10 protein-coding genes and 1 pseudogene are annotated in these 15038 nt (G+C 68.2%); 7 read left to right on the top strand and 4 right to left on the bottom strand.

Annotated features, from left to right (window positions below):
- Nucleotides 1-160: 160 nt before the first annotated feature.
- From QEG98_RS15105 to QEG98_RS41890, 4 genes and pseudogenes are all read left to right on the top strand, one after another.
- A complete protein-coding gene (locus QEG98_RS15105; RefSeq protein WP_316567183.1) occupies nt 161-724 on the top strand; it encodes a ferritin-like domain-containing protein in 564 nt (187 codons plus the stop codon).
- Between the two features lie 62 nt (nt 725-786).
- Nucleotides 787-2287: pseudogene (locus QEG98_RS15100) on the top strand (ArnT family glycosyltransferase).
- A 256-nt stretch (nt 2288-2543) separates the two neighbouring features.
- Nucleotides 2544-4628, top strand: a complete 2085-nt coding sequence (locus tag QEG98_RS41895; protein WP_410478018.1) for a hypothetical protein — start codon at nt 2544-2546, stop codon at nt 4626-4628.
- Nucleotides 4568-6115 (top strand): hypothetical protein, encoded by a 1548-nt coding sequence (locus QEG98_RS41890; protein ID WP_410478017.1) that lies wholly within the window; start codon nt 4568-4570, stop codon nt 6113-6115. The genes QEG98_RS41895 and QEG98_RS41890 overlap by 61 nt, the downstream gene beginning before the upstream one ends.
- A gap of 86 nt (nt 6116-6201) precedes the next feature.
- On the opposite strand, the gene QEG98_RS15090 is transcribed toward QEG98_RS41890, so the two are convergent.
- The gene (locus QEG98_RS15090; RefSeq protein WP_316567182.1) at nt 6202-7395 is read right to left on the bottom strand and encodes an AI-2E family transporter; all 1194 of its coding nucleotides are present in this window, start codon (nt 7393-7395) and stop codon (nt 6202-6204) included.
- Nucleotides 7396-7645: 250 nt separating this feature from the next.
- Between QEG98_RS15090 and QEG98_RS15085 the strand changes: the two genes are divergently transcribed.
- The gene (locus tag QEG98_RS15085; protein WP_316567181.1) at nt 7646-8029 is read left to right on the top strand and encodes a hypothetical protein; all 384 of its coding nucleotides are present in this window, start codon (nt 7646-7648) and stop codon (nt 8027-8029) included.
- Between the two features lie 17 nt (nt 8030-8046).
- Here the strand turns inward: QEG98_RS15085 and QEG98_RS15080 are convergent, their stop codons facing one another.
- The gene (locus QEG98_RS15080; RefSeq protein ID WP_316567180.1) at nt 8047-9696 is read right to left on the bottom strand and encodes a gluconolaconase; all 1650 of its coding nucleotides are present in this window, start codon (nt 9694-9696) and stop codon (nt 8047-8049) included.
- 8 nt (nt 9697-9704) lie between these two features.
- A complete protein-coding gene (locus QEG98_RS15075) occupies nt 9705-11519 on the bottom strand; it encodes an NAD(P)/FAD-dependent oxidoreductase (RefSeq protein WP_316567179.1) in 1815 nt (604 codons plus the stop codon).
- A 169-nt stretch (nt 11520-11688) separates the two neighbouring features.
- Here QEG98_RS15075 and QEG98_RS15070 point away from each other — a divergent pair, with 169 nt between their 5' ends.
- Nucleotides 11689-12201, top strand: coding sequence for a TetR family transcriptional regulator (locus tag QEG98_RS15070; protein WP_316567178.1), 513 nt, complete (start codon nt 11689-11691; stop codon nt 12199-12201).
- Nucleotides 12202-12296: 95 nt separating this feature from the next.
- Complete coding sequence (locus QEG98_RS15065) at nt 12297-14381, top strand: lamin tail domain-containing protein (protein ID WP_316567177.1); 2085 nt, start codon at nt 12297-12299, stop codon at nt 14379-14381.
- A gap of 22 nt (nt 14382-14403) precedes the next feature.
- Here QEG98_RS15065 and QEG98_RS15060 read toward each other — a convergent pair whose 3' ends face one another.
- The gene (locus QEG98_RS15060) at nt 14404-15003 is read right to left on the bottom strand and encodes a TetR/AcrR family transcriptional regulator (protein WP_090495569.1); all 600 of its coding nucleotides are present in this window, start codon (nt 15001-15003) and stop codon (nt 14404-14406) included.
- Nucleotides 15004-15038: the final 35 nt, after the last annotated feature.

The raw sequence follows: 15038 nt of genomic DNA, 5'->3' as shown, positions 1-15038 counted from the left end.
ACCGACGCGTGGAAGTTCGTCGTTTTTCTGAAAGCTCGGAAGAAGTCCCCGCGCCCTCGTCCGCTCCCGGGGCGTGGTGGCGGACTGTTCCTCCCGTGGGTGGCTTCCACGCGCCCCGCCCTTCCTACCTTTGCGCGAGGCCCAGAACAGGGGGACCACCATGGCCGAAGTCCAGCAGCCCTTCCTCACGGATATCACCGAGATTCGCCGCCGAGCCCGGGAGCACCTGGAGGAAGGCGCCATCACCGAAGACTACGAGGGCGACGTCAACGCCACCATCAAGCTGCTCAACGACGCGCTGGCGACGGAAATCGTCTGCGTGCTGCGCTACACCTACCACTATATCGCCGCAGTGGGCATCCAGAGCGAGTCCGTCAAGGACGAGTTTGGAGAGCACGCCCGCGAGGAGCAGCAGCACGCGCTTCGCATCGCCGAGCGCATCAACCAGCTCGGCGGCAAGGCGGACTTCAACCCCGAAGGACTGCTGTCCCGCAGCGCCAGCCAGTACGCCGAAGGGCAGAACCTGGTGGACATGATCAAGGAGAACCTCATCGCCGAGCGCATCGCCATCCAGACGTACCAGGAGATGGTGCGCTACTTCGCCAACCATGACCCGACGACGCGCCGGATGATGGAGGACATCCTCGCCAAGGAGGAGGAGCACGCCAACGACATGCATGACCTGCTGGTGGCGCACCAGGGCAAGCCGCCCCTGCAGAGCTGAGCGCCGCCTGGCCGCCGCGCTCGCGCCTGGCTAAGGTGGCGGGCAACGCGTCCGGGGGTGGCATGCGCAGGCGCTTCACCGCTGTGAGCGAGCTGTGTCGGCGGCACCCGGTGGCCCTGGGCGCCGCCGCGACCTTCAGCCTCAGCCTGCTGCTGCGCTGGCTCTACCTGCAGGCGTCGCCCGACCGGACCGGCCCTTCTCCATCTTCTTCTACGGCGACGCGCGCTTCTTCCACGCCTACGCCGCCGACCTCGCGCGGGGGCACACCGGGCCCGCCACCCTGCCCTACCACCCGCCTCTGTTCCCCTGGCTCCTGGGGCTGCTCTACCGCGTCCTGGGCCCGCCGCAGGGCAGCGCCTACCCGTACAAGCTCGCGCTGGCGCTGCTGAACGCGGGCACGGTCGCCTTCACGGGGTGGTGGTGGCGCAAGGTGCTGGGCACCGGCTGGAGCCTGCTGGGCGCCGCCCTCTTCGCGTGCAGCTTCGGCTGGCTGGTGCTGTCCACCACGTACAGCAACGAAGTGCTCTACGTCCTCTTCCTCTCGGCCACCTGCGCGCTGATGCTCCAGCACCGCGCGGGCCCCACGTGGACGGGCGCCGTGCTGCTGGGCGCCGTCATGGGCCTGGGCTCGCTCACCCGCGCCGAGCACCTGTACCTCTGGCCCTTCCTCCTCGCCTGGGCCTGGCTCTATCGAGGCGCCACGCCCCCGCGGACACTGGCATTGCGTTGGGGCGCGGCCCTGCTCGTCACCGCCGTCGTGCTGGCCCCCTGGGCAATCCACAACGCGCGCGTGCTGCGCGAACTCAACGCCCGGACGCCGTACCTGGAGCCGCTGCCCGTGCTGGCCCCCGTCACCGTGTACGGCCCCATCAACTTCGCCATGGCGAACCACGCCGCGGCCACCGGGGGCTTCACGCCCGACAGCGTCAACCAGATGGGCCAGGAGGGCTTCCTGGACGTGGCCAACCCCGCCCAGCGCCACCTGTTGCTGCACGGGTACGCGGAGGGCTCGCGTGGATGCGGGATTACCCGGCGGATGCGGCGCGTCTGTGGCTGGCCAAGCTGGACCGCTGGCTGGACGGCTTCCGGCTGGGTTTGGGGGCCTCCAACCTGCCCGCGGGACTGCACGGCGCCCGGGCCCCCGTGGACGTCTTCGTGCCGGAGCGCGCGTGGATGAAGTGGCCGCTCACCCTGCTGCTGCTCACGGGCGCCGCGCTGTCCTTGCGGCCCGCGTGGCGCGGCTTCGCGCTCTTCACCGCGGTGCTGCTGCACCGGGCCCTCATCACCGTCGCCTTCTTCGGCTACACGCGCGGCCTGCTCGCCGTCTTTCCCGCGCTCATCCCGTTGCTGTTGCTGCCGCTCGTGGTGCTCGCCACACGCGCCTCCGCTCAGCGGTGGTCCACCCGGCTGCCCGCCGTCGCCGCCGCCGCGTTGCTCTTCTTCTGGGTGGAGGCCGGCGTGCTCGCGATGACCGCGCCCCGGCGCTTCATGGCCAGCGGGAGCACCGACCGCGCCAGCGGCAAGCTCATCCAGGATGACTGGGTGCGCATCTGGCCAGACTGAAGGCGATTCGCGCCCTCATGGGAAAACTTCAATCCCGCGGGATGGCAGCCCGGTTCGTGCACGGCAGTTCGAATGCCAGGCACACCGTCAGTGAACACTTCTAAGTCCCGTTATTCTTGCAAAACTTTCTTCGGGAATAGCGAACGGAATCCCACGTATTCAGATTTAATTTCACACCCGGTATGGGCGTTGACGTGCTCCGTGCAGGAGCCACCGCGAGGGCATGTGCCTCCGCGGGTCCGCAGAGGAGAAACGCATGCGCCACACACGGGTGTCAGCAGCATGTCTCGTCCTGCTCCTATCCACCTCCGCCTGGGCCTTCAAGCCACCTGACAAGGGACAGAGCGCCGTCGCCGACAAGGCTTTCTTCAAACCAGAGCTGTACCTGCCCATCCAGAACATGCCGTTGCAGCAGGCCCGCCAGCAGATGAACTCGCTCGGCGCCGACGCGTGGGACGACTTCTTCAAGCGCAATGGGCGTGAGTTCAACGTCTACGTCGACCCGCGCACGGGAACGCCCACCGCGGTGCAAGGCACCATTCCCCTCATCCCGGGCGATGGCTTCAACAACAAAGTCACCATGGACCAGGTCCGTGAGTCCATTGGCCGCTCCATCGCGAACGTGGACGAGGCCGCCGTCGGTGACCTCATCTTCAAGTTCATCGCGGACAACCAGGCCGCGTTCAACGTGGACCTGATGCAGATGGGCAGCCCCCGGGTGACGTACGTCAACGACGACCTCATCCAGGTCCACATCTCCCAGCAGGTCAACGGCGTCCCCGTGCGCCACGGGCGCATCGCGGCCACCATCAGCCACGGCAACCTCATCCTCATCGGCACCGAGGCCTGGGCCAATGTGCGCATCGACACCCGCCCCCGGCTGGCCCCGCAGGACGCGCTGGTGTCCGGCAACGGCTTCGTGGGGCTGAACACCAGTCCCCAGTCGCTGTGGCAGCAGCCCACGCTGGAGATTGCCCCCGTGGCGCTCAACGGCGAGTCCTTCAACGGCGCCGTCGGCACCGGCTACGAGCACCGGCTCGTGTACACCTACGGCTTCTCCGAGGCCGGCGGCAACGAGCGCTGGAAGACGACGGTGGACGCCCACACCGGCGAGGTGCTCGCCGTGGAGGACGACAACCACTACTTCGACGCGCAGATGAAGGGCGGCATCTATCCGTCCACCAACATCGGCACCTGCACCTCCAACGAGACGTGCGGCACCATGCAGCCCAACTCGCCCATGCCCTGGGCCAACACCGGACTGGCGGCGCCCAACAACTTCACGGACGGGGCGGGCATCGTCAACTACAGCTCCGGCACCGTCACCACCACGCTGGCGGGCAAGTACGTGCGCATCAGCGACTCGTGCGGCGCCATCAACATCAGCTCCTCCACGGGCAACCTCAACCTGGGCGGCGTGAACAACGACCACGACTGCACGGTGCCTCCGGGCACGTCGCCGGGCAACACCGCCGCGTCCCGCTCCAGCTTCTACGAGCTGAACAAGCTGGCCGAGCAGGCCCGCGGGTGGCTGCCCACCAACACCTGGCTCCAGGGCCAGCTGCTCTCCAACGTCAACATCAACAGCACCTGCAACGCCTTCTGGAACGGCAGCTCGGTGAACTTCTACCGGAGCGGCGGCGGCTGCCGGAACACCGGTGAGATTGGCGCAGTGTTCGACCACGAGTGGGGCCACGGCATCGACGACTTCGACGCCAACGGCTCGCTCAGCAACTCGTCGGAGGGCTACGCGGACATCGCGGCCATCTACCGCCTGCAGACGTCCTGCGTGGGCTACGGCTTCTTCCAGACGGTCAACACCGGCTGCGGCCTGACGCCGGACGGCACGGGCTACAACCAGCAGGAGGCGCAGGTCTCCGGCCAGTCGTGGTGCAACACCAAGTGCTCCGGCGTGCGTGACGCGGACTGGGCCGCCAGCGTGCCCAACATCCCCGCCACGCCGCAGAACTTCGTATGCCCCATGTGCAGCTCCGGCTCCGGCCCGTGCAGCCGCCAGGTCCACTGCGCGGCCTCGCCCGTGCGTCAGGCGGCCTGGGACTTCGTCACGCGCGACTTGACGGCGCCGCCGTTCAACTACGACTCCAACACCGCCTTCATCGTGGGCAACAAGACGTTCTACCAGGGCAGCGGCAACGTGGGCACGTGGCACGCCTGTAACTGCACGGCGGGCACGTCCGACGGCTGCGGCGCCACCAACGGCTACATGCAGTGGCTGGCGGCGGACGACGACGACGGCAACCGGCCAACGGCACGCCGCACATGTCCGCCATCTACGCGGCGTACAACCGGCACCGCATCGCGTGCTCCACCCCGACGGTGACGAACAGCGGCTGCGCCTCCGGCCCCACCGCGGCGCCCGCCAACACCACCGCCACCCCGGGTGACGGGCAAGTCAGCCTGAGCTGGAACGCGTCCGCGGGCGCCACCCAGTACTGGGTGATGAAGACGGAGGGCTTCGCGGGCTGCGACTTCGGCAAGGCGAAGGTCGCCACCGTCACCGGCACCACCTACACGGACGGCGAGGTCGCCAACGGCCGGCAGTACTGCTACTCCATCGTCCCGGCGTCCTCCAACGCGTGCTACGGCGCCGCCAGCGCGTGCACGTGCGCCACGCCCGTCTGTGCCGCGCCCGGCACGGCCGTGCTCGCCGCGCCCTCCGGCGGCGCCACCGGCGTGGAGCTGTCCGCGGTGCTGGATTGGAACGACGTCTCCGGCGCCTCCACATACGAGGTGCAGGTCGCCACCGACGCGGCCTTCACCAACGTGGTGGCCAGCGCCACCGCGCTGACGGCCAGCACCTGGACGGTGTCGCCAGCCCTGGCCACCAGCACCTCGTTCTACTGGCGCGTGCGCGCGAGCAACTCGTGCGGTGGCGTGGGCGCCTGGACCGCGGCGTCCACCTTCACCACGCGCGGCTGCGTCGCCCTGGCGGCGCCCACGCTGAGCAGCCCCGCCGACGGCGCCACCGGTGTCGGGACGTCCGCGGCGCTCGACTGGAGCGACGTGACCAGCGCCGCCACCTACGAGGTCCAGGTGGCCACGGACTCGGCCTTCACCAACGTGGTCCGCTCGGCCACCGCCCTGACGGCCAGCGCGTGGACGGTGACGCCCGCGCTGAGCAGCAGCACCCCGTACTACTGGCGCGCACGGGCGGCCGACTCCTGCGGCACCAGCGCCTACAGCACCGCGAGAAGCTTCACCACCACCAACATCTGCACGCCGGTGGCCGCCACCTACAACGCCACGCTGCGGACACCGTCCTGCGGCAACGTGTGCGGGTGTGACACCGGGACGGTGCTCGTCAACGGCCGCGGCACCCTGTCCGGCGGCGCCGAGCCCAACCAGCCCAACACCCTCAACGCCTCCTGCGCGGACGGAAGCTCCGGCACCTACCACAGCGATGAGAGCATCGACCGTGTCGTCCTCCGCACGGTGGACCACAGCGCCTTCTCCGTCGGCAAGCAGGTGACGGCCGAGGTGACGGTGTGGTGCTGGGGCAGCACGGACCGCTTCGACCTGTACTACACGACCAACACCTCCGCGCCGTCGTGGACGGCGCTGACCACGGACGTGGCCTGTACGGGCAGCGGTGCGCGGACCTTCACGCACACCTTCAACCTGGGCACCACCGCGGGCAACCACGCCATCCGTGCGCAATTCCGATACGGCGGCACCGCGAGTTCGTGCACCTCCGGCAGCTACAATGACCGCGACGACCTCGTCTTCGGCGTGGCGGCCGCGGTGGCCTCCGCGGCGCCGGAGAAGACGCGCAGCGTGCAGGGACGCTCGACGCAGGCGGCCCGTTGATGAACGAACCCCGTCACCCGGCGTGACGGCGGAATGAACGCGAAGGGCCTCCGGGTCGACGTCCGGAGGCCCTTCTGCTTTCGCGCTCAGTGCGCCGAGGGCGTGTCCGGCGGCGGTGGCTCTCGGCTCGGCGGCGCTGACGGACGTGGCCCCGCCATGGGGCCCGCGAAGAGCAACCCTTCCTCCACCGCGCCTCGGCCGGGCTCCCGCTTCGAGTCCTCCATTCGATGGCTGCGCCGCCACGCTTCCTGGCGAAGCCCCAGCACTTCCTGCACCAGCACCTGCGCCGCCGCGGCCAGCGGCACCGCCAGGACGACGCCAGGCAGCCCCGCCAGCGCGCCGCCGCAGAGCACCACGATGGAGATGAGCAGCGGGTTCATCTTGATGGCCCGCCGCTGTATCATGGGGCCCAGCACGTTGGACTCAATCTGCTGGTACACGATGAACACGGCCACCGCGATGAGCGCATCCTTGAGGCCCACCGCGGCCAGGGTGATGACGCCCACCAGCACCGCGCTGATGATGCTGCCCAGATAGGGAATGACGCCCATCATCATCACCATCAACCCCAGCGGCAGGAAGTACGGCACGCCCTGGATGAGCGCCATGGTGGCGGCGACCGTTCCGCCAATGGTCATCACCAGCAGGGTCCCCGCCAGGTAGTTGGCCACGGCCTTTCGCATCCGGGACATGAGCAATCGCACGCGTGGCCGGCGGCGCGGCGACACCCACTGGATGGTGCTCTCGTAGAGGTCTTCACCGAACAGCAGGCTGAACACCGTGAGGACCACCACGGTGATGCCGCCCGCCACCAGGCCCAGCGTCGACGACAGGACGTTGATGAGGCGGCCCGCGACGTCCGTCGGCTCGAAGCGGATGAGGTCCTCCGCCTGGACCTCTACGCCATAACGCGTGCTCAGCTCCTCCACCCAGCGGGACTGCGCGAGCCGTTCGAGCATGGCGGGCATCGACTGGGCCAGGCCCTGGAGCTGGTGGATGAGCATGGGCACCAGCGAGCCCACCAGGACGCCCATCATCCCCAGGAGCGCCAGCGCCACGATGGCCACACCCGCGCCGCGAGGAAGCCCCCACTGCGTCAGCCGGCGCACCAGGGGGCTCAGCGCGATGGAGAGCAGCAGCACGACCGCCAGCAGCGTGAGCACGGGGTACACCGCCCGGAGCGCGGCCCAGCACAGGATGAGCAGCAGGACCTGCAATCCGACGATCCAGACCGTCCGCGGCGGCACATAGACGGGGAGCTGCCGACGAGATGCCTTCATGCCTCACAAGGTAGGATGTGGTTGCACGGACGGTAGGCGGCCCGGAGCACGCCACCGCGTCACCTGACAGGCGCTCCTGCAACTTCAGGCAGTTGGCGTAGCGCACAGCCAGCAGGCGAGCAGGCGTGCGCCCACTGTTGCGCCTGAAGTACGAGCGAGCCCCAAGCCCCGAAGCAGGCAACGCATGCCATGGGGGCGAGCGTGCCCCACCCTTGAGTGCGAGCCGAAGGGGGCGCAACCTGCACGCGCCATGTCCGATAATTCCCAGACCCACCCGAGGACCGGGAGTGTGGAGGGTGACGCGATGTGGATTGAAGCCATCGTCATGCCCCGGCAGAGCGCCACGCCGTACCGGCCTTCGCCGCGCAAGAAGCGTGGAGCCGATGCCATCCCGGCATCGGCCCCGGACCGCCGGCCCGCCTACCAGGCCGCGCTCGACGAGGGGCGCCGCTTCTGGGACGCCGTGCTCGCGTTCCTGAAATCCCACCACTTGATGGACGCAGTCCGGTGGATCAGCGAACCGGGAACGATTCCCCTCGTCACGCTCCACTGCACCCGCATCGTCCTGGAGCGACTCCGACAAGCGCCCGAGTTCGAAGCGGGTCTGTCGATGAACCTCGAAGTCCCCGTGTGACGGTGGGCCGTGCAGGCTCAAGGCACGGGGACGAAGCGGTAGAGCGCGCTCTCGATGTCGGACGTCACATAGAGGGTGCCCGACGCGCCCACTGCCACGCCCGTGGGGATGTAGCCCGGAGGCAGTCCCTCGCTCTCAGGCAGACCGATGCGCAAGCCACTGGCAAGCACCGTCACCCGGCCCGTGGCCGCGTCGATGCGCACCAACCGCTTGCGGCCCACCTCCGCGACAATCAACCCACCATCGGGATGCAGCGCGATGCCTTCGGGCGCCTTGAGGCCCGTGGCCACTGTGCGCCGCGCCCCATCCGACAGGCGCACGCGAGTCACCTTCCCCGAACGCACCTCCGTCACGTACACCCCAGGCTCCTTCGCCTTCGTGTCGGCCGCGAGTCCCACGGGCCCACCCAGCCTCTCCGCCAGCACCGTGGTGACGGCGGGCTCGGAGGTATCCACACGAACGAGCCGGCCCGTGGCGGCCTCGGCGACGAGCAGCGTGCCGTCCTCCAGCTCCACCACGCCCTGCGCGCCATTCGGACTGGGAATGGTCCGCAGGAGCGCTCCCGTACCGCGGTCCAACACCTGGAGGGTGCTGTGGCTGCCCAGATAGGCCGTGCTCAGCACGACATGCCGGGCGGTCACGCTCACGTTCATGGGGAAGTTCAGCTGCGACGAGAGGACCCGCGTCGTCTGGTTCACCAGGCCCTCACGCCCGCCCACCCGGCGCAGGGCGTACACATCCGCCACGTACAGCGTCTCCTCGGGGTCATCTGGCACGACGGCGATACCGGAGGGCACGGACAAGCGAGATTCGACCAGGAGGCGAACGGAGCCATCCGCGGGATTCACCACGCGGATGTCGTTGTCGACCATGTTGGACACGTACACCTGGTCATCCGGGCCCACGGCCAGATTGTCGAGCCCGGTGGGCAGCTTCGCGACGACCTCCTTGGCACCCGACGGCAAACGAACCCGCACCAGTTCCCCCGTCGCCGCGTCGACGACGTAGAGGTTCTCCCGGCGCGCGTCGAAGTTGACGGCGACCGGCACCGTGAAGCCTTCCGCCACCTTCTCGATGAGGCCCGTGTCCACGTCCACGCGGGCAATCTGCCCCTTGAGGATGAGCGGGCCATACAGCCGGTCATCGGGGCCGAACTCGAAGCCATTGAGATAACCGGGCGCGTCGATGACCTTCCGGGGCGGCTTGCGCCCGGTCGGGTCTACCTCCCACAGCGCGTCGCCGCGCCCGAGCTGCGTCACGTAGAACCGGCCATCGCCGCGGAAGGCCAGCGAGTTGAGGCCCGGCAGGTTCCTGGCGATGACGCGCGTCTTCCCGTCCGGCGTGCGCCGCATCAACTGGCCGGAGAAGTAACCCGTCCAGTAGATGGAGCCGTCAGGCCCCAGCGCGACGTCATCCGCGCCACCCAGCGGAGGCCCCACGAGCGTACTCACCGCGCCCGTGCTCAGGTTGACGGCGTGGACCGACTGGCCCAGCAGGTTGCTGGCCAGCAGGTTTCCCCTTCCATCCACGGCGAGCCCGTGGACACCCTGGAAGTGGGAGCCAGCCACCACCGTCTCCTGACGGTAGGACTTGGGAGGGGCCGCCAGGGCCGGGCTCGCCATCAACAGCAGACCGGCGGCCAGGGACTTGGAGACGCATCGGAACATGGAGGCACTCATGGCTTCGAAGCCGCGTTGCCCTGCGTGAGCTCCAGGCCCACGAGTCCATCGCCCTGACGCCAGGCACGCAGGACATCGATGAACGCGAGCGTGTCGCCTCCGAAGGTCGCGTAGCGGATGGCGTTTGGCCCCGGGCTGACACCCTCGTTGTTGTAGTAGCCGGGCGTGCAATCCGCCCCGCCGAAGGAAATCCCCGTCCTGAGGCGGGAGAGAATCACGTCCCACCACTGCTGCTGTGCCTGCGCAGAGGGCTCGATGACTTCCACGCCCTGCTTCAGGCACCGCCCGATGATGTAGGCGGCGTGCTGGGACTGCTCGTCGAGGATGTGCACGAAGTTGATGGCCCAGCCGCTCTGGGTCGTGGTGAACATCAACAGATTCGGGAAGCCGCGGCTGTGCATGCCGTGCAGCGTCGCCGGACCGTCGGCCCAGCTTTCCCGGAGCGATGTGCCATCGCGGCCCCGGATGTCGAAGCCCAGCATCCGGGTGTAGTCACCCGAGACTTCGAAGCCCGAAGCGTAGATGAGGCAGTCGACCGGGTATTCCTTCCCCTTCACCACCACACCCGTCGGCGTAATCCTCTCCACGCCCTTGCCGTCCGTGTCCACGAGCTGGACGTTGGGCCGGTTGAACGTCTCCAGGTATTCGTCGTGGAAGCAGGGCCGCTTGCACATCGGGTTGTAATAAGGCTTGAGCGCCTCGGCCGTCGCCGCATCCGAGACAATGGCATCCACCCGCGCGCGGATCTCCTCCATCTTCCGGTAGTCAGCCAGTTGGCGGAGTTCAGCGGCTTCCTCGGGGGTCCGGGCCTGCTGGATCGCGCCGTCCTGGAAGATGTACGTCCAGCCGTCCTGGACCATGTCGACCGGCAGCGGGCGGCCAGAGACAATCGCGGAGAAGTTGCGGATGCGGTCTTGCTGCCAGCCGGCCTGGAGTGACTTCGCCCAGGTCTCATCCGTGGGCCGGTTGCCGCGCACGCCAACACTCGAGGGGGTGCGCTGAAAGACATACAGCCGCTGGGCCACGGCACCCAGTTGGGGAATGGCCTGAACCGCCGTGGCGCCCGTGCCGATGATGCCCACACGCTTGTCACCCAGTCGGCTCATGCGGCTGGTGGGGCTGCCACCGGTATAGGCGTAGTCCCAGCGGCTGGTATGAAAGCAATGCCCCTTGAACGTCTCGATGCCTGGAATGCCGGGCAGCTTGGCCTTGTGGAGGATGCCTCCCGCGATGATGACGAACCGCGCCGCCAGCCGGTCCCCTCGGTCCGTCGTGACGTTCCAGCGCCGGGCGTCGTCGTCCCAGTCCATGGACTGGACCAAGGTCTGGAACAGCGCCTTCTCGTAGAGCTGGAAGTGCCTGCCGATGCGCTGGCAATGGGCGAAGATTTCGGGCGCCCGCGCATACTTCTCGGTGGGCATGTAGCCAGTCTCTTCGAGCAGCGGCAGATAGATGTAGGACTCCACATCGCAAGCGGCGCCTGGATAGCGGTTCCAGTACCAGGTGCCGCCGAAGTCGCCGCCCTTCTCCACAATGCGGATGGAGTCCACGCCCGCCTGACGCAGCCGCGCGGCCGACAACATGCCGCCAAACCCACCTCCGACAATCAAGACGTCTAGCTTTTCCGCCAGCGCCGGGCGTGTGAAGCCAGGCTCGACATAAGGGTCCTTGTCGAAGTCCGCGAAGACGCCCTTCAAAGGGATGTACTGCGTATTGCCGTCGGGCCGCAGCCGCTTCTCACGCTCGAGGCGGTACTTCTCCTTCAAGGCTTCCGGAGAAAAAGCGCGCCCCTCCTGCTTTGTCGCAGTCATCCGCACATATCCTTTCGAGTTGGAAGCCACGCACGACGTACACAGCCGTTTACTTACATAGACATAGCTCAGTCGGAATTATAAGTAAACCCAGATGCCCTTGACCCGACCGCCCACTGCAAAGCCAGCCGTCCGGCAAAGAGACTCCGAACGCACACGCACCGCCCTGATGACCGCCGCGCGGGCCCTCTTCTCCACACAGGGCTTCGCCAACACGGGGGTGCGGGACATCGCGGCGCTGGCCGGAGTCAACTCCTCGCTCGTGGGCCGCTACTTCGGCTCCAAGCAGGGGCTGTACCGGGAGACGCTGGCGCAGGTGCTCGATATCGGCCCGTTGCTCCAGATAGACAGGCGCCAGTTTGGAGAGACGGTGGTGTCCCTCTTCCTGGGCGCACACGACGCCTCGGGTCCGTTGGCGATGCTCATCCTGTCGGCGTCCGACCCCGAAGCCCATGCGACCAGCGTCGAATTGCTCCAGAAGCAGGTCATCGCCCCCCTGTCCCGCTGGCTGGGCGCTCCGGATGGCGAGGGGCGCGCGGCCCGGCTCAACATCCTCTGGAATGGCCTGCTCGTCAGCGGGCGGCTGCTGCCCATCCAACGGCTCTCAGAGGGACTCGACACGTCCACCCAGCGTTGGCTGGCGGCCGCAATCCAGTCAGTCATTGACGAAGGCGCGACCTGAGGACGCGGCGGTCCTGTCGTAGCAGAGGGCGCATGTCCGCCCCATCGGCTACCGTCGCTGTCCTTCGAGCTTCGTTCCACGCCATGGAGTCGTTCATGTCGCCACCCCGCATACTCGCGCCTCTTCTCGTCCTGCTCCTATTGACCGCCTGTGGGGACGACCCCACGCCCACGCCCGCGGACAGTGGCGTCGTCGTCGACGCCGGAAACAATCCCGACGCTGGGACAGACTCCGATGCGGGCACCGATTCCGATGCGGGGGCGGACGCCGGACAGGATGCGCCGCCCGGCATCACCACCGAGACCCTTCCGGAAGGCACCGTGGGCCGGGCGTACACGACGACGCTGGCCGCCGCGGGTGGCACCGCACCCCTGTCCTGGAGCATCACGGCGGGGACGGCGCCCGCGGGCCTCACGCTGTCCGCCACGGGCACGCTCAGCGGCACGCCCGCCCAGGTGGCCGGAAGCACCTTCACCGTCACGGTGGAGGATGCGAATGGCCAGACGGACACCCGGGAACTGGCGCTCTCCGTGAGCGCGCCGGGCGCCCCCGTGTTCACCGCGGGCCAGTGGAACCTCACCTACTTCGGCTCGGATTCGCGCGGCCCGTCGAACTCCTCGTCGGATGGCGGCACGTCCGATGACCTGCAGATTGCCGGTGCGCGCGACATCATGCTCGCGGCGGGCGCCAACCTGTGGGCCATGGTGGAGATGGTGGATGCCGCCGACTTCGACCTGCTCAAGGCCCAGCTCCCCGGCTTCGACGGCTTCCTCTCCAACGACGCGGCCTTCGTCTCTGGCGGAACGTCTCCCTACGGCACGAGCAGCCAGAAGCTGGGCGTGCTCTACGACAGCTCCCTCACCTTCCAGAGCGCGACCCTGGTCCGGATTGGGAACATCTCCGACTTCGCGGACCGCCCGCCGCTCCGCGTGGACTTCACCACCGAAATCAACGGCGTGGAGACGCCGCTCACCGTCATCGTCGTCCACATGCGCGCCAACAGCGCCGACCCGACGGGGCCGCGCGAAGCCCGGGAGCGCGCGTCCGCGGCGCTCAAGGCGTACCTCGACGAACAGTTGCCCACGCAGCACGTCTTCGTGATTGGCGACTGGAATGACGACGTGGACGAGTCCATCTCGCTCGACCCCACCTCCGGCGCGCCGCTGGCCACGCCCTACCAGAACTTCGTCTCCGACTCGGCTCGCTTCACCTTCATCACCCGGGAGCTGTCGCTGGCGGGGGATGACACCTCCATTGGCTTCGAGAACGTCGTCGACCACACCCTGGCCACCAACGAGGCGGCGGACCGCTACGTCGCGGAATCGGCCCGCGTGCTCTACGTGGACGAGTGGTTCCCCGATTTCCTCAACGTGGTCAGCGACCATCGCCCCGTCGTCAGCAGCTACTCCTTCAGCGCGGCAACCGGCCCCTTCCTCCGCCTGAAGTCACCCCACGGCGGGACGTACCAGGGCGGGAGCACGCTGCCCATCACCTGGACGTCCTGGGGCGTGGGCGAGGTCCGCGTCGAGGTCTCCACCAATGGCGGCACGGACTGGAGCGTCCTGGCCGCGTCCGTCCCGGCAGCCCTGGGCCGCTTCGCCTGGAGCGTTCCGGACGAGGCGGCCTCGAACGTGTGGGTGCGCGTGGTGGATGTCTACGAACCGGCGCACACGGACATGAGTGACGCGGCGCTGACCATCGCCAGCGGCGCCGCGCGCGTGTTCATCAACGAGGTGTTGGCCAATGAAGGCACCCAGACCTCCGCGCACGAGTTCGTGGAGCTGGTCAACGCCAGTCCCTTCCCCGTGGACATCTCCGGCTGGACGCTGTGGGACGCCACCAACGGTTCCGCGCGGCATGTCTTCGCGCAGGGGACGCAGCTGGGGGGTGGCAAGGCGGTGGTCGTCTTCGGTGGCGCCGCGGCGGTGCCTGCGGGACAGGCGAATGCGCTGGCCGCATCCAGTGGCCTGCTGGGCCTGGGGAACAGCAGTGACTCCGTGCGCGTCCGGCGGCACGACTCCACCCTGGTGGACCAGTACGACTACACGTCCACCGTGCCCGGGGTTTCCGCCAACCGCTCGCCGGACGTCACGCCGGATGCGAGCTTCGTCGCGCATGACACGCTGACGCCGGGCGTCGCCAGCTCTCCAGGGCTGCGCGCGGACGGCGCGGCGTTCTGACGAGACACGCGTGACACGGCCCTCAGGGAACGAAGAGGAGCCGTGACGCCTGCTGCACCCAGGCGCGCCGCGTGTCGAGCGTGCCGAAGTCGAGCAGGATGAACTGGTCGAACAGCCGGGGCATCATCGTCAGCAGGCTCAGGGAGGCCCAGACCTGGGTGAGCGCCATCCTCAGCCGGTTCTCCGGCAGATGTGGCGCCCCCGGTGCCAGCCTCCCGGCCAGCTCGGCCAGGAACGCATTGAGGCGCTGGATGGCGGAGCTGTCGTAGCGCTGATGGGCCAGCGCGTCGTGGAAGTGCGCGTGCGCGATGTACGGGTAGCGCAGCGAGTTGCTCATCAAATCCTCGAGCAGCGTCTCGAACGCCTCGCGAATGCCCAGGCCCTCCAACCGGAGCCGATCGAAGTCCTCCAGGACGTTCCCGAAGGCCTGGTCCAGCGTCTGCTCCAGCGCCAGGGCAACCAGCTTCTCCTTGCTCCGGAAGTAGTAGCTGATGGCCGCGCTGTTCACCTGCGCCTCGCGGGCAATCTCCCGGATGCCCGTCGCATCCAGTCCATCCCGGCCGATGCACACGATGGTCGCCCGGAGAATGCGCTCCCGGGCCTCCTGCTCCTTGGTCCCCATCCCTGCAAACCCCTGAAACGACGTGACTCCGCGCC

This window comes from Myxococcus sp. MxC21-1, assembly GCF_032612255.1.
GTDB lineage: Bacteria > Myxococcota > Myxococcia > Myxococcales > Myxococcaceae > Myxococcus > Myxococcus virescens.
The sequence above is the reverse complement of the archived record's forward strand: the minus strand, read 5'-3'. Positions and strand labels throughout refer to the sequence as shown.